We start from the raw sequence: 14,711 nt of genomic DNA on the forward strand, positions 1-14,711 counted from the left end.
GCCTCACCTGCTGCCGTGTGGAGCGCACCGTCCCATATGTTGATCCATCTGGACACTTGATATATTCCGATAGGTAGTATCGCTTCAGGTTATGGATAATCAGGCAAGGAAGACGCTCAATGCTGGACCGTATCTCGCTCGATCAGCTACGCGTTTTCATTGCCGCCGCCGATGATGGCAGCTTTTCCGCCGCCGCCCGACGCTTCCGCCGGTCGCAACCCGCCATAAGCGAGATGATCGCCACGCTGGAATCCCAGATGGGTGTCGCGCTTTTTGACCGTATGGGGCGCTACCCGCAGCTTACCAAGGCGGGCGAGACCCTTCTGGCGGATGCACGCGGCATCGTACTGGGCGTGGACCACATGAAGGCACGCGCTTACGGCATGTCATCGGGGATCGAGCCGGAATTATCGGTCGTGGTCGATGTGTTCTTTCCCATGGATCGCATGACGCGCGTGGCACGTGGCTTTCGCGAGACCTTTCCCCACACGCCGCTGCGCCTTTATGTCGAGGCGCTTGGAGGCGTGTTCGAGCCGATCCTCGATTCACGGGCCCGTATCGGCATTGCAGGCCCCCTCCCCGATCTGCCCGACGCGCTCTCCTCGGAAGTTCTGGGCGATATCCGGTTCATGATGGTGGCCTCGGCCGAGCACCCCCTGGCCCGTCACGAAGGTCCCATTCCACGTGAGGAACTTGCCCGGCATGTGCAGCTTGTGCTGACGGATCGTACCTCCCTTTCCGCCGGGCGCGAGCGTGGCATTTTCTCACCCTCGACCTGGCGTCTGGCCGATCTCTACGCCAAGCATCACTTCCTGCTTGGCGGGCTTGGCTGGGGCGGCATGCCGGTCCACAGCATCAGGGCCGATCTGGACTCCGGCAGGCTTGTCGAACTCGATATTGACGGCTTCATCCCCGGCGGATCGGCCATGCCCATGACCGCTGTCTACCCAACAGCCGAGCCGCCCGGCCCGGCGGGGCGCTGGCTGATCGACCACCTCAAGCTCTGTCCAGGCCATCAGGCCGAGGCTGAGGATGCCGGCTTGCCCCGGAGCGGTCACAGCCTCCCCGATGGGCAGCTTCAACCGCAAATCACGACCGGGGCCTGCCGCTCCACGCAGCCAGTTCTCCCCTGACGACGCATGCGACGGTGGGGAGAGGAAAGGATTATTTGCACTGGTATTTCAGGCCGGATCTGGCCTAAACGAAGCCGCCCATGCAGATATCCGATTTCGATTTCGATCTTCCGCGCGAAAATATCGCTCTGGAACCCGCCCGCCCGCGTGACAGCGCCCGCCTGTTGCGTGTTGCTGCCGGTCAGCCTCTGGCCGAGACGCGTATCAGCGATCTGCCCAGCCTGCTCGAACCCGGCGATCTGCTGATTGCCAATGATACGGCGGTCATCCGTGCCCAGCTCGCGGCACGACGCGGTGAAGCCAAAATCGGGATCACGCTTGATCGTATCCTGAGCGATGGCAGCTGGCATGCGCTGGCGAAAAACGCCCGCAAGCTGAAGCCGGGCGACACACTGCATTTCGGCACGGATCCCGTAACCGCTGAAGTGGTCGAGAATGAAGGCGATGGGGCAATCTCCATGCGCTTCTCCGCCGAGGGCAAGGCCTTTGACGACTTCCTCAAACGCGCTGGCGTTCTTGCCCTGCCGCCTTATATCGACCGCCCCACCGGCCCGACGGCGCAGGATGACAGCGACTACGCCACGATTTTCGAGCGTTACAAGGGCGCCGTTGCGGCACCCACGGCAGGGCTGCATTTCACGCCCGAGGTCCTGGCCGCTCTCGATGCGCGCGGCGTAAAGCGCCACACCCTCACCCTGCATGTGGGAGCGGGCACCTTCCTGCCCGTGCGTGACGAGATTGCCACACACAAGATGCACGCCGAATGGGGCCGCATCGACGCCCAGACGGCACAGCTCATCAACGACACCCGCGCCAGTGGCCGGAAAATCGTGGCCGTCGGCACGACCAGCCTGCGTCTGCTTGAGAGCGCCGCCGATGTGCAGGGCATCGTGCATCCGTGGGAGGGGGAGACATCCATTTTCATCAAGCCGGGCTATCGTTTCCGTGCGGTTGATCGGCTGATGACCAATTTCCATTTGCCGCGCTCGACCCTGTTCATGCTCGTCTGTGCCCTGGCCGGAACCGAGACCATGCGCGAGGCCTATCGTCACGCGATTGCCGAGGGCTTTCGCTTCTATTCCTACGGAGATGCCTGCTTGCTGGACCGCGCCCCATGACCGACTCCGCCACGAAAATGCAGTGGAAGGCCGAGGCCCGTTGCGGTCAGGCGCGTGCAGGCCATCTGCATACCGCCCATGGTACGATTCCGACGCCTACGTTCATGCCGGTGGGCACGGTGGGCACGGTCAAGGCCATGACCATGGATGCCGTACGCTCGACGGGTGCGGGTATCATTCTGGGCAATACCTATCACCTCATGCTGCGCCCCGGCGCCGAACGCGTGCGCAAGATGGGCGGCCTGCATCGCATGATGGACTGGTCCGGCCCGATCCTGACCGATTCAGGCGGCTTTCAGGTCATGTCGCTCGGCGCGCTGCGCAAGCTCGATCAGGACGGGGTGACGTTCAACTCCCATATCGATGGCTCGAAGCATCGCCTGACGCCGGAAAGCAGCACCGACATCCAGCACGCGCTGGATGCCACCATCACCATGTGCTTCGATGAATGCCCCGCCCTGCCCGCCACGCCGGAGCGCCTCGAATCCTCCATGGAATTGTCCATGCGCTGGGCGGCCCGCTCGCGCGAGGCCTTCGTGCAGCGCCCCGGCTACGGACAGTTCGGTATCGTGCAGGGCGGCACGGAACGCGATCTGCGCGCTCGCTCGGCCAAGGCGCTGACCGATATCGGTTTTGAGGGCTATGCCATCGGCGGTCTGGCGGTGGGTGAAGGTCAGGAACTCATGTTCTCGACGCTTGATTTCACCACCCCGCTCCTGCCGCAGGACCATGCACGCTATCTGATGGGCGTGGGCACCCCCGATGATTTGCTGGGCGGTGTGGAACGCGGTGTGGACATGTTCGATTGCGTCATGCCCACACGTGCAGGCCGCACGGCGCGCGCCTATACCGAGCGCGGCACGCTCAATCTGCGCAATGCCCGCCATGCCGAGGATAATCGCCCGATCAGCCCCGATTGCGATTGTCTGGCCTGTTCACGCCATAGCCGCGCCTATCTGCATCACCTGTTCCGCGCCAATGAAATTCTGGGCCCGATGCTGCTGACCTGGCATAATCTTGCCTATTACCAGCGCCTGATGCGTGAGATACGCGCGGCCATCGTGGACGGCACCTTGCCGCAGAAAGCGCTTGCCCTGCGTGCCGGCTGGGCCGCGGGAGACTGGACGCAGGACGAATTCCCCCAGCCGGACTGGCCACCCGTCCCATGACGCCCTCTGCCCCATGAGCAAGAGCATCGAAGACCGCATCGCCGACCATGCGCGGCATCTCGGCTTCGATGCGATCGGGTTCTGTGACGCCACCCTGCCCGAAGAAGCCCGCACGCGGCTGCGCCAGTTCGTGGAAGACGGGCGGCACGGTACCATGAGCTGGATGGAACAGCGCATCGACCAGCGTGGCGACCCCAGGGCCCTTTGGCCCGAGGTCCGCAGCGTGATCTCACTTGGCCTGTCCTACGCACCTGAAGCCGATCCCGCCGAAACACTCGACCAACCCGATACCGGCACGATCTCGGTCTATGCCCGTCATCGCGATTATCATGATGTCCTCAAGGGCATGCTCAAGCATCTGGCGCAATTCGTGGTGCGTCAGGATATCGGTGGCGATGGCACACAGGTAAAGGTGTTTGTCGATACGGCGCCGATCATGGAAAAGCCACTGGCCGAGCAAGCCCAGCTTGGCTGGCAAGGCAAACATACCAATGTCGTCTCCCGCGATCATGGGTCATGGCTGCTTCTGGGTGAAATCTACACCACACTCGACCTCACCCCGTCACCACGACGCGCCGGATCCTGCGGCAGTTGCACGCGCTGCCTGACCGTCTGCCCCACCGATGCCTTTCCGCGCCCGTATGCGCTCGATGCGCGACGCTGCATCGCCTATCTCACCATCGAGCATGACGGGCCGATTCCGGTCGAATTTCGCAAGGCGATGGGCAATCGCATCTATGGCTGTGACGACTGCCTGAATGCCTGCCCGTGGAACCGTTTTGCCGCGACCTCGCGCCATATGAAGCTCCAGCCCCGTGCCGATCTGATGGCGCCCCGGCTGGACGATCTGGCCCGTCTGGACGATGCCGGATTTCGCAGCTTTTTCTCCGGCTCGCCTATCAAGCGCATCGGCCGCAACCGCTTTGTGCGCAATGTTCTGATCGCGCTCGGGAATTCGCACAACACTGACCATCTGGCCCTGATCGAAACCCTGACCAGGGACGAGAACCCGATGGTGGCTGAAGCGGCAGAATGGGCACGAGCCGAGTTGCTGGGTCACGAAGACAATGAGTGATCTCGTCAAACGCAGCTTCACGTTGTCACGCCACCGCACCAGCATCGCTCTGGAGCCTGAATTCTGGGCCGTGCTGGAGGAAATGAGTGCTGACAATTCCCTGGCTTCCCTGATCGCCAGTATCGATGCAACCCGCCCGCCGGAACGCCCGCTTGCCTCGGCACTGCGCGTCGCCTGTCTGGCCTTTCTACGCAATTCCTGAGCGCGATCCGGTAACGCTCAAGGCGACCCGAATTGTCACGACTGCGAACACTGCCTGCTGTATCCTGCGGAATTCAGGCCTTGCGGCGGCTCATCAACGCACCCAGCCCTGTCACGATGACATAGGCCAGAATGAGGCTGACGAGCATCATGGTCGTCATGATGATGCTGGCCTGACTCAGGCCCAGCGCGAGAGCGTCATTGACGTAAAAGACGGGCGACAGGATCTTCCAGCTTCGACCCGACCAGGCAAAGTAGTGATGGGTCGCATTACCCAGAGCGAGATAGACCAGAACGGCGACCAGCAGGGTGACAAGCGCTTTCATCTGACGTCCAGCGTTCCGTAAGACCGCATCCCGTTCACATAGGCCGGCGATTGAGCGAGCAGGAACTCACGCAGGCGATAGAAATCATGGGTTTCAGGCAATGTGATGCATCCCTTGCTGATCCCCCAGAACCCGACCGGGTGCAGCCGGAAAGCCCCGCGCCTGATGCCGTCTATCGATGTCTGATCGTCTATGATGCCGTCATCACGGTAGAGGGCGAACCAGTCCTGACGACGGGTACCCGCGAAGAAATCACCGACATGATCCCTGACGACGCCCAGTCGACCTCCGCACTGCCGGTCAAGGATATGGTAAAGCCCCGGTGGGAGAGGACCATTATTCCTGTTGCTGGCAGCCGCAGCGCGGTTGGTGAAGTCGCCTGACCCGGAATAGGCAGGAAAAGAGCCGAACCCAACGCAGGTCAGTACCGACACATCTCTTTCGTTGAGGTAAAACACACAATGCGCGGACAAGTGAGTTGCCTCCGATATCGAGCACAGAGCAATCTGCACAAGTAATTATCTCTTTTGCATTTTTCGGGGGGTAAGACCATTGCTGCAAGACCTGGTACGGGCGGTTGACAATGATGGCGCAGCCCCCCCACGATCATTGCAACGCCTCTCACCTGACCGTGAGCAAACCTCTAGCCAATGACGATCGTTGTCGATATTTAACGACAACATCATAATGCTCACCTTCGTGATGCTGGGGCTTCATCGATCCATGACGTCTTGCCCATCTGGCACTGCCACTTCTCCCGACAGCCTCGAAGCCTTCATCGAAGCCGAAATCACACGTGGCAGCTTCGCGAGCAAGCGCGCCATGATCGAAGCCGGCCTGACCCTGCTGCGTGAGAAAATGGCCATTTCGGCCAAGCGGGAGGGCGTCGCCTTTCCGCCTGCTGGTGGTCAATGCGGTGCGCTGATCCGTGGGCTGGACTGGGCACAGCATGCCGTTGGCCCAACATGCCGATGGTCTGATCCGCTACGGGCAACGATTACCAATATCGTCAATTCCCCCGTGGCCAAGATGCTGCTTTGGGGGCCCGAGCAGATCCTGTTCTACAACGACGCCTTCAGTCTTATCGCAGGCGACCGCCACCCCTACGCACTTGGAACGCCGCTCGCAAAAGCCTTCCCCGAACTCGATGCGTGGACAAAACCCGTTCTCGAAGCCGGATTGCGCGGGGAAGCCGCAAGTTTCCAGAATCGCAAGATCAGGCTCAACCGGCAGGATCAGGTCGAAACGCTGATTCTCGACTTCTATTTCACCCCCGTTTACGAAATGGGCGAAGCGCCTGGCGGCGTCTTGTGCACCATCGTCAACAATACCGAACGCGTTCACGCCGAGAAGCGTCTGGCCTCAAGCGAAGCGGAATTACGGCGCGTTACCGATGCGACGCCCATGCTCGTTTCCTATGTCGATCAGGCGCATGTCTATCGCTTTGCCAATGCCGCTTATGAATCCTGGCTTGGCCTGCCGCTTGAGCGCATCGTCAACTGTCCCGTCATCGAAGTTCTGGGGGCACGCGTCTATGAAGACAGGCGCCCCGATCTGGAAGCCGCGCTCTCGGGCCGGTCTCTCACCGCTGAGACGCTCCTGCCTCATCAGAACGGCACAGAGCGTCATACAGAGTTCCGCTACGTGCCGCATATCGACGATGATGGGGTCGTGCACGGCGTGCATATCCTCGGCATCGATATCGAGGACCGGGCACGGCGTATCGCCGAGGTCGCCGCGAGCGACAAGCGTTTCCGCACCGCAATGCAAGCCGTTCATGGTGTGCTGTGGACCAACAGCGCCGATGGCCGCATGACGGGCGAGCAGCCGGGCTGGGCTGCGCTGACAGGCCAGACAAGCGAGGAATATCAGGGTTTCGGCTGGGCCAACGCCGTTCACCCGGACGACGCGGCCGCCTCGGTTGTCGAATGGAATGCCTCCGTGTCGTCACGCAGCATGTTCGTGCATGAGCATCGCGTACGCAACCGCGACGGGCAGTGGCGCAACTTTGCCATACGCGCCTTGCCCATCCTCGATGCCTCAGGCGAAATCACCGAATGGGTGGGGGTTCATACCGACATCACCCATCAACGCGCCGCAGAAGCTGCGTTGCGCGATCATGCCGAAGACCTGTCCCGTCAGGTACGCCATCGCCAGCGGGCTGAAGAACAGCTGCGCAAGCTGAACGAGACGCTCGAAAATCGCGTGATCGAGGAGATCACAGAGCGACGGCAGGCCGAGACCCGACTGGCTCAGGCGCAGAAAATGGAATCTATCGGCAAGCTGACCGGCGGCGTGGCGCATGATTTCAACAACCTGCTTCAGGTGATCAGCGGCAATCTGCAACTGCTCGGCAAATATGTGATGGGCAACAGCCGGGCCGAGCGTCACGTCAGCAGCGCAATGGGCGGCGTGCAGCGTGGTTCACGTCTGGCCAGCCAGCTGCTTGCCTTCGGCCGCCGTCAGGCACTCGAACCCAAGATCGTGAATGTAACCCGCTTCGTGCGTGGCATGGATGAAATGCTGCGCCGTGCGATTGGTGAAGGGATCGAGATCGAGACCATCGTCTCGGCTGGTCTGTGGAACACGTTCATCGATCCGGCACAGATTGAAAACGCCCTTCTCAATCTCGCCATCAATGCCCGCGATGCGATGGATGGGCAGGGCAAGCTGACGATCGAACTCGGCAACACCCATCTCGATGATGCCTATGTGCGCCAGCATGACGAGGTCAAGGCCGGGCAATATGTGCTTCTGGCCGTCAGCGATACCGGCACGGGTATGACACCCGACATTCTTGCCAAGGTGTTTGAACCGTTCTTCTCAACCAAGGCAGAAGGCAAGGGCTCCGGGCTTGGCCTTTCTATGGTCTATGGCTTCGTCAAGCAGTCCGGCGGTCACATCAACATCTATTCCGAGCCGGGCGAAGGCACGACCATCAAGCTCTATCTGCCCCGTGCGATGGACGCCGAGGATGTCGAGATCGAACATCACATGGCCCCCGTCACCGGCGGCAGCGAAACCGTGCTGGTGGTGGAGGATGACGACGAAGTACGGGCTACCGTGGTCGAGATGCTTTCCGACCTCGGCTATCAGGTTCTCAAGGCCACCGATGCCGCCAATGCGCTGGTGGTGATCGAAAGCGGTATGCCCATCGATATCCTGTTCACCGATGTCGTCATGCCCGGAACCCTCAAGAGTCCGGAACTGGCCCGTCGCGCCAGGGAGCGCCTGCCGGACATCGTTGTGCTGTTCACTTCGGGCTATACCGAGAACTCAATCGTGCATGGCGGCCGCCTGGATGCCGGGGTAGAGCTGCTTTCCAAGCCCTACACGCGCGACGCGCTGGCCCGGAAATTCCGCCATGTTCTGGCCAATCGCCAGCAGCGCGTGCAGGCAACAGCGCCGCGCCAGCGAGACGCAACAGAAGCCTCGTCTGCCAGCGTCGGCCAGGCAGCTTCGGGGGTGGCGTCCGTCGGGACGGGGAACGCCCCGGCCCGTACGCTTTGCGTGACCGTCCTGCTGGTTGAGGATGACCGTCTGATCCGTCAGGCCACGTCGGAAATGCTCAAGGAATCGGGGTTCCTGACCGTTGAGGCTGCCGATTACGACGAGGCCCTCATCGTGCTGCAAACCATGCCGGTTGATGTGCTGCTGACAGATGTGAACCTGCCGGGCCTCTCGGGGAAGGATCTGGCTGCGCAGGCGCGCCTCCTCAGGCCGGGTATCGGGGTCGTTTTCGCTACAGGTGATGTTCATGCCGTTGAGGGCGATCCGTCTGTCGTCGTCCTGTCCAAACCCTATGACCTCACAACGCTCACTGCGTCCCTCTCGCGCAGCCTCCCTCGCCTCCCGCCTCAGGCGCAACCGGCTGACGACACGGCGTCTGCCAAAGATCGCCCCGCCACTGTTTGAACTCTCCCCTGTGCTCATGCTACCGGTAGAGAATGGCATTCTGGGGAAAGATGTTCGGTGGCGTGGCCGGTTTCGCTGTTGGCGGACCGATGGGCGCGCTCATGGGTGCGGCGCTGGGCCATGCGGCCGATCGCGGCTCGCTGCTTGAAACACCCACAGGGGGATGGCATGAGCACTGGCGCACCAAGGGACAGCCTGACCCCAATGGGGCCGCCTTCATGGCCGCCGCCAAGATGTCCACCCTGCTTGGCAAGACCGATCAGCTTTATGCCATCGGTCTGGTCGCTCTCTGCGCCAAGATGGCCAAGATCGATGGTCCGGTGAACAAGGCCGAAATCAGGGCCTTTCGCTCGCTCTTCCAGTTTCCGGCCGATAACATGCGTGAAGTGGGCATGTTGTTCGATCGGGCCCGTGACCGCACGGATGATTTCGAGATGTATGCCCGTGAACTGGGCAAGGGCTTTACCAAGGATCGTGCCCCGCTTGAGCAACTGCTGATGGCGCTGTTCGTCATCGCTCGGGCGGATCTTCCCCCCGGCGCTGAACTGCATCCTGCTGAAACGGCTTTCCTGAAAAAGGTCCATGCGGCTTTTGGCCTGCCGCCCGGAGCCTGGGACAGGGCCGAAACGGGTCGCTCCGGTTCAGCCAGCAACGAAAACGATGCCTATGTGGAGCTGGGCCTCACCCGTAGCGCCACGGATCAGGAAGTCAGGACGCGCTGGCGCGTGCTGATCAGGGAACATCACCCCGATGTTCTGGGTCAGAAAAACCTCAGCCCCGATGCCCTGGCCAAGGCTGGCGATCGGGTTGCCCGCATCAACGCGGCGTGGGACCGGATCAAGCGCGACCGCAAATTGTAGCCCCTGCCTGCGCCATACCCTTCCTCTGTCGCGTCGAGTTTCGAGCGCCACAGCACAGGCGGTACGTACCGACATGATTTGATAATTTGTTGAGAGTAATTCTCATATAGAAAAGACCCTCATGAGCCCGGCATATGTTGCTTGCCGGTGCGCCTTGCGGAAGCGGTTTCCCGGCCATGATGGTTTTTCTGCTCCTTTTCTGCCTCTCCTGTGCTGCCTTCACAATCTCTTCTGTCGCAGGCGGAGGCGCTGGCCTCGTGATCATGCCCGTGCTGGGCCTTGTGCTGGCCACCCCCGGAATCCCGGCAGCGCTCTCCATCGGTACCCTGTGCAGTACGGTCGGGCGCATTGTCACCTTCTGGCAAGTCATCAACTGGCGGGTTGTTCTGTTTTTTACCCCGGCCGCCCTGCCAGCTGCCGCACTGGGCGTGTTCTGCCTGCGGCTCATGCCACCGGTTTATCTTGAGCTCGTTCTCGGCCTGTTTCTGAGCGGCAATGTCTTTCTGCTCCTTCGCCGCAGCCCGCCCGTAGAGACCGATCAGCGCCAGTGGCGCTATCTGCCTGCCATAGGGTTCGCGGCAGGGTTCGTTTCCGGATTCACGGGCGCGACAGGCCTCCTGTTCAACCGGTTCTACCAGAGGCTGGGCCTGCAGAAGCAGGCGCTGATTGCCACGCGCGCAGCCAATGAGGTGCTGCTTCATGCCATCAAGCTGGTGCTTTATGCGCAGTTTAGCCTGTTTGATCGTGGGGTCTTTCTGGCTGGGGTTTGCGTGGGTGCCGCAGCGCTGACCGCGATCAAGGTGACGCAATGGGTCCTGCCTCTGCTGACCCACGCCCAGTTCTGCCGGATCGGCCATGCCGCGGCTGCGGTAGCAGGAATTCTCATGCTGAGCGGTGCCGCCCGTCAGATTGTTCAGAAGGATGCGATGTCGCTCAGCTACGGGCGCGCCCATGGCGAGACGGAACTGGCCATGACATGGCGCAGCCACCGGCTGGCGCTTGAGTTTGAGCGGCCTCTGGAACTCGAGGTCAAACATCGGGTGGCCAGCGTGATCGACCCGCAGACAGGCCGTTCAGGCGCGCGCCTGACGGTGCTGCATCTCGCGGCCAATCGTGGCCTGTTCATTACACGGCGGGACCTGCATGGTGATCATGACTACGGCCTCCAACGACGCCACCGGCATGACGCCTAACGAAGTGCCGACGGCATGACGGGGTCAGATCAGGGTGCCTGAGACCGTGCAAGCCGTGCCCCGAGGCCCGATGCGCGCAGCACCAGTCGTAACAAAACCCCGCACGCCCGGAGACATGCAGGGTTTTTTCGGATCGGGCCGCAGGAGGCTTAGCGCGTACCGAGCTTGAAGATGGTCGTGTAGTCGAACTTCTGTCCCGGACGGAGTTCCGTGGTCGGGAAGGACGGATGGTTCGGGCTGTCGGGATAATGCTCGGCTTCAAGGGCCAGTGCATCGGTCTGACGATAGGCCCGATGGGAGATACCGGCATATTTCCCGGTCAGCGAATCGGAGGTGTAAACCTGCAATCCTGGCTGGTTGGTCGAGACCTCAAGCGTGCGCCCGGAAGCCGGATCGAAAATCACCGCAGCAGGCCGCGGGGCTTTGCCGTAGGCACCATCGACAATCCAGTTATGGTCATAGCCACGGGCAATCAGCATTTGCGCGAAGTCGCTGCGCAGATGATCACCGATCCGCATGGGTTTGCGGAAATCAAGCGGCGTTCCCGCCACTGTGGCCAGTTCTCCCGTCGGGATCGAGGTGCCGTCGGTCGGGGTATAACGCTCGGCGTTGATCTGCATGACCTCGTTCTCGATCGAGCCCGAGCCCTCGCCATTCAGGTTCCAGTAGGAATGATTGGTCAGGTTCAGCACGGTCGGCGCATCGGTCGTGGCCTGGTAGTGCAGGCTGAGCGCGTTGTTTTCATCCAGCGTATACGTCACATTGGTCGTGAGTGTGCCGGGAAAACCCTGATCACCATTGGGGCTGACAAGACGCAGCGTGACCGAAGCACCCTTGGCGTTCTTTTTCGTGTCCACCAGCGTCCAGACATGCTTGTCGAAACCGATTTTTCCACCATGCAGGGCGTTTGGCGGGTCGGTCAGATCCGTATGGTAGCTCTTGCCATCAATGGTGAAGGTGCCATGGGCAAGACGGTTGGCGTAGCGACCGATCATTGCCCCGAAAAACAGGCCACCCTCAGCCGAATCCTTCGTGTAGCCCTCAAGTGTACCGAACCCCAGGACCAGATCCTGCACATGACCTGCGCGGTCCGGCGCTTCCACAGACTGGATGATGCCGCCATAGGTGATGACACGGACCGTCATCGCATGATCGTTGGTCAGGGTGATGATTTTGACGTCCTCACCAGAAGGGGTCTTGCCCCAGGGCTGGACCGTCACAGCTGGCGCAGCATGCGCCGCACCGTCCATTATCCCCGCAAGCGCCACCAGACATACGGCGCTCTTCACTAATGCTTTCATGGACAAGGTGCTTCCATCTGTTGATTCGCCGCCACACTGGTCGGAGAAATGATCTGTGTCAAAGTATATAAAGTTCATTTTCCTCAACCGCAGCCCACCTCAAACGCTACGCATACGGCATGAGTTGGCATCTACGGTCTGGCGTCTGACAGACATCGTGCTAGAAAACCACGATGCTGCGTCTCTCGCGAGACAGCACGGACATTCTCTTCCCGCCGGAGAGGATGATTTCTGCTGAATTGTGGGTGACGCGATGAGGTAACAGGACCGGAGTTGAGTGACAGCTCCGGATAAACGATCGTGAGCAGGTGCGCAGTATGTGGCGCGACCGAGCGCGCTGACACGACTTGGGGATTGCGATGACCGCACCGCTAGGTGATTCCGATAACCGGCCAACAGCCGGAACTGCCGATTCAAGCCGTGAGAGACGGCGCGAGCAGCGCAAGGGCGGCCGTGTTCTCATCGGGCTGAGCGCCCTTCTTTCCCTGAGTGCCTGCGCCAGCTGGCGTAACCCACCGCCGAAAGATCCCGAGGCGCTGGCGGACTACAAGGAAGCCAACGACCCCTACGAGCCGGTCAACCGCAAGATGTATGGTATCCAGATGTGGGCCTACCATCACGCGCTGCGTCCGGTGGGCAAGGCCTGGGCCTGGGCGGTACCCAAGCCGATCCGCAACTCGATCGATAACCTGAACCAGACATGGTATATGCCAACGATCTTCTTCAGTGATGTCGGCGCCGGCAAGCCACGCCGCGCAGGTGATGACTTCATGCGTTATGTCATCAATATGACACTTGGCGCTGCCGGATTCATCGACGTTGCAACATCGCTGGGCTACCCGCATCATGACAGCGATCCGGGTTTGACACTGGCGACATGGGGTGTACCGAGCGGCCCGTATCTCTTCCTGCCAGGCCTCGGCCCCAACACATTGCGCGATGCTGGAGGCTATGCCATCGCGCAGGGCCTGTCGCCCATCAACTACGTGCCACGAGGCTATGGCCTGCTGACATTCAACTGGGCCTATAATATCGCTGGCGTGCTGGGCGGATTCTCGTCTCATATTGACGAGATCGATCAGGTCGAGCAGGATTCACTCGATCCGTACGCGTTCATTCGTAGCGCCTGGCAGCAGAACCGCGCCAGCCAGGTTGACTCGCTTCGCAACGACCACCGGGCGACCGTGCCGGACTGGTACAATTAAGGACCTCCCGACATGCTGAAAACCTGCATCTCCCTCTCCCGTCGTGCAGCGCTGGGCGTTCTGACCACAGCGCTCGTATCCGTCGCCGCTCTGTCTTCTCCGGCTCATGCCGAGGACGCTCAGGGCTTTGTAACCGCCTTTGGCGGCAAGCTCGTTGGGATCATCAACAGCGACAAGGGCCTGGCCGAAAAGAGAGCCGAGGTTCTGCCGCTGCTTCAGAGCAATGTGGACATTGCCACGATTGGCAAGTTCTGCCTTGGACGCTATTGGCGGACGGCCACGCCCGAACAGCAGGCGCAATATCTGAAGCTGTTCCATCAGGTGCTGGTCAATGCCGTGACGGACAAGATCGGTGATTATCGCGGCGTAAGCTTCAAGGTAACCGGTCAGACCAGCACCCCCAATGGCGAACTCGTCAGCGCCCAGATCATGCGCCCCGGTCAACCGGTTGCCGATATGGGCCTGCTGATTGCCCATGATGGCGGCATGAAGATTGTCGACATGATCGGCGAGGGAACGAGCCTGCGCCTGACCCAGCGTCAGGATTACAGCTCCTACCTTGCCCGCAATGGCGGCAATGTCGCTACACTGATCAGCGCGCTGGAGCGTCAGCTCTCGCATCGTCACTGACGCTGCCGCCGTGTCCGCCGGGGCCACACCCCGGCGGTCAAGGCTCATCCCCACGAAAATAGTCCGATACGCCGTCGCTCTGGGCAATCTCCCCGCTCCTGATACGATGCCTGGTTGTCGCCTGGCTTGCTCCTGACACCATGCGGGACAATCCCGAATATCAGGTTCCTTCTCTCGCACACGTCGCTCTGCGCCCCATCATATGTCGGCTTTCTACATATGCTGTACGTGCGCCTGATGCTGTACGTGCGCCTGACTTGGCTTCATTGACATGCCCTCCACAGGCACTGGGTCATGACACCCAACGCGCCAGCGGCTCCCCTCACACTATAGGCTGCAATGGCTCGAATCCCGACCGCCACAGGACAATCGCGCGGCGGGTACAGGATTCGATCACCCGCCTGAACGGCGCTTGAATCCCCTGCCTTATGCGCCCTAGCCGGATCCAGCATCCCCCATTAGAGCGTTTTCCTCTCAATCTGGCTCGTATCCAGCGGCGGTGAAGAAGTTGGCGCATTCTGCGGGCGCGACCTGATCGATGAGTTTGCCGATCCTGTTCCAAAGCCCGTCGCGGGTGCGTTCGGC

13 protein-coding genes and 1 pseudogene are annotated in these 14,711 nt (G+C 61.1%); 10 read left to right on the forward strand and 4 right to left on the reverse strand.

Annotated features, from left to right (window positions below):
• The first annotated feature begins 119 nt into the window (after positions 1–119).
• From ACWNRM_RS14100 to ACWNRM_RS14120, 5 genes are all read left to right on the forward strand, one after another.
• Positions 120–1,133, forward strand: coding sequence for a LysR family transcriptional regulator (locus tag ACWNRM_RS14100; protein ID WP_485171336.1), 1,014 nt, complete (start codon positions 120–122; stop codon positions 1,131–1,133).
• A gap of 80 nt (positions 1,134–1,213) precedes the next feature.
• Positions 1,214–2,251 (forward strand): tRNA preQ1(34) S-adenosylmethionine ribosyltransferase-isomerase QueA, encoded by a 1,038-nt coding sequence (queA, locus tag ACWNRM_RS14105; RefSeq protein WP_485171335.1) that lies wholly within the window; start codon positions 1,214–1,216, stop codon positions 2,249–2,251.
• Complete coding sequence (gene tgt, locus ACWNRM_RS14110; protein ID WP_485171334.1) at positions 2,248–3,420, forward strand: tRNA guanosine(34) transglycosylase Tgt; 1,173 nt, start codon at positions 2,248–2,250, stop codon at positions 3,418–3,420. The genes queA and tgt overlap by 4 nt, the downstream gene beginning before the upstream one ends.
• A 13-nt stretch (positions 3,421–3,433) precedes the next feature.
• Positions 3,434–4,495: a tRNA epoxyqueuosine(34) reductase QueG gene (queG, locus tag ACWNRM_RS14115; protein ID WP_485171333.1), complete on the forward strand. Its 1,062-nt coding sequence runs from the start codon at positions 3,434–3,436 to the stop codon at positions 4,493–4,495.
• A complete protein-coding gene (locus ACWNRM_RS14120) occupies positions 4,488–4,697 on the forward strand; it encodes a ribbon-helix-helix domain-containing protein (RefSeq protein WP_485171332.1) in 210 nt (69 codons plus the stop codon). Before queG ends, ACWNRM_RS14120 begins: the two co-directional genes overlap by 8 nt.
• A gap of 73 nt (positions 4,698–4,770) precedes the next feature.
• Here ACWNRM_RS14120 and ACWNRM_RS14125 read toward each other — a convergent pair whose 3' ends face one another.
• Both ACWNRM_RS14125 and ACWNRM_RS14130 read right to left on the reverse strand, forming a co-directional pair.
• Positions 4,771–5,022, reverse strand: coding sequence for a hypothetical protein (locus ACWNRM_RS14125; RefSeq protein ID WP_485171331.1), 252 nt, complete (start codon positions 5,020–5,022; stop codon positions 4,771–4,773).
• Entirely contained in the window at positions 5,019–5,456 is a 438-nt protein-coding gene (locus ACWNRM_RS14130; RefSeq protein ID WP_485171330.1) for a DUF2778 domain-containing protein, read from the reverse strand. The genes ACWNRM_RS14125 and ACWNRM_RS14130 overlap by 4 nt, the downstream gene beginning before the upstream one ends.
• Before the next feature lie 253 nt (positions 5,457–5,709).
• Between ACWNRM_RS14130 and ACWNRM_RS14135 the strand changes: the two genes are divergently transcribed.
• The 3 genes from ACWNRM_RS14135 (at position 5,710) to ACWNRM_RS14145 (ending at position 10,990) form a co-directional block, all read left to right on the forward strand.
• Positions 5,710–8,937 carry a response regulator gene (locus ACWNRM_RS14135; RefSeq protein WP_485172241.1) on the forward strand — a complete coding sequence of 1,076 codons (3,228 nt, stop codon included), beginning with the start codon at positions 5,710–5,712 and terminating at the stop codon, positions 8,935–8,937.
• 32 nt (positions 8,938–8,969) lie between these two features.
• Positions 8,970–9,797 carry a TerB family tellurite resistance protein gene (locus tag ACWNRM_RS14140; protein WP_485171328.1) on the forward strand — a complete coding sequence of 276 codons (828 nt, stop codon included), beginning with the start codon at positions 8,970–8,972 and terminating at the stop codon, positions 9,795–9,797.
• Positions 9,798–9,973: 176 nt separating this feature from the next.
• A complete protein-coding gene (locus ACWNRM_RS14145) occupies positions 9,974–10,990 on the forward strand; it encodes a sulfite exporter TauE/SafE family protein (RefSeq protein ID WP_485171327.1) in 1,017 nt (338 codons plus the stop codon).
• 149 nt (positions 10,991–11,139) lie between these two features.
• Here the strand turns inward: ACWNRM_RS14145 and ACWNRM_RS14150 are convergent, their stop codons facing one another.
• A complete protein-coding gene (locus ACWNRM_RS14150) occupies positions 11,140–12,291 on the reverse strand; it encodes an aldose epimerase family protein (RefSeq protein ID WP_485171326.1) in 1,152 nt (383 codons plus the stop codon).
• A 359-nt stretch (positions 12,292–12,650) separates the two neighbouring features.
• Between ACWNRM_RS14150 and ACWNRM_RS14155 the strand changes: the two genes are divergently transcribed.
• Together ACWNRM_RS14155 and ACWNRM_RS14160 are read left to right on the forward strand one after the other, a co-directional pair.
• Positions 12,651–13,496: an MlaA family lipoprotein gene (locus ACWNRM_RS14155; RefSeq protein WP_485171325.1), complete on the forward strand. Its 846-nt coding sequence runs from the start codon at positions 12,651–12,653 to the stop codon at positions 13,494–13,496.
• Between the two features lie 12 nt (positions 13,497–13,508).
• Positions 13,509–14,126 carry an MlaC/ttg2D family ABC transporter substrate-binding protein gene (locus ACWNRM_RS14160; RefSeq protein WP_485171324.1) on the forward strand — a complete coding sequence of 206 codons (618 nt, stop codon included), beginning with the start codon at positions 13,509–13,511 and terminating at the stop codon, positions 14,124–14,126.
• A gap of 474 nt (positions 14,127–14,600) precedes the next feature.
• On the opposite strand, the pseudogene ACWNRM_RS14165 reads toward ACWNRM_RS14160, so the two are convergent.
• A pseudogene (locus ACWNRM_RS14165) lies at positions 14,601–14,711 on the reverse strand (IS630 family transposase); the annotation flags it as partial.

Source organism: Asaia sp. A2 (genome assembly GCF_057319415.1).

Excerpts from the sequence above, each read along its gene's own strand:
- ACWNRM_RS14150 (WP_485171326.1), bottom strand. The coding sequence starts at position 12,291 with ATGAAAGCATTAGTGAAGAGCGCCGTATGTCTGGTGGCGCTTGCGGGG.
- ACWNRM_RS14155 (WP_485171325.1), top strand. The coding sequence starts at position 12,651 with ATGACCGCACCGCTAGGTGATTCCGATAACCGGCCAACAGCCGGAACT.
- ACWNRM_RS14140 (WP_485171328.1), top strand. The coding sequence starts at position 8,970 with ATGGCATTCTGGGGAAAGATGTTCGGTGGCGTGGCCGGTTTCGCTGTT.
- ACWNRM_RS14160 (WP_485171324.1), top strand. The coding sequence starts at position 13,509 with ATGCTGAAAACCTGCATCTCCCTCTCCCGTCGTGCAGCGCTGGGCGTT.
- ACWNRM_RS14100 (WP_485171336.1), top strand. The coding sequence starts at position 120 with ATGCTGGACCGTATCTCGCTCGATCAGCTACGCGTTTTCATTGCCGCC.
- tgt (WP_485171334.1), top strand. The coding sequence starts at position 2,248 with ATGACCGACTCCGCCACGAAAATGCAGTGGAAGGCCGAGGCCCGTTGC.
- ACWNRM_RS14125 (WP_485171331.1), bottom strand. The coding sequence starts at position 5,022 with ATGAAAGCGCTTGTCACCCTGCTGGTCGCCGTTCTGGTCTATCTCGCT.
- ACWNRM_RS14145 (WP_485171327.1), top strand. The coding sequence starts at position 9,974 with ATGATGGTTTTTCTGCTCCTTTTCTGCCTCTCCTGTGCTGCCTTCACA.
- ACWNRM_RS14135 (WP_485172241.1), top strand. The coding sequence starts at position 5,710 with ATGCTCACCTTCGTGATGCTGGGGCTTCATCGATCCATGACGTCTTGC.
- queG (WP_485171333.1), top strand. The coding sequence starts at position 3,434 with ATGAGCAAGAGCATCGAAGACCGCATCGCCGACCATGCGCGGCATCTC.
- ACWNRM_RS14120 (WP_485171332.1), top strand. The coding sequence starts at position 4,488 with ATGAGTGATCTCGTCAAACGCAGCTTCACGTTGTCACGCCACCGCACC.
- queA (WP_485171335.1), top strand. The coding sequence starts at position 1,214 with ATGCAGATATCCGATTTCGATTTCGATCTTCCGCGCGAAAATATCGCT.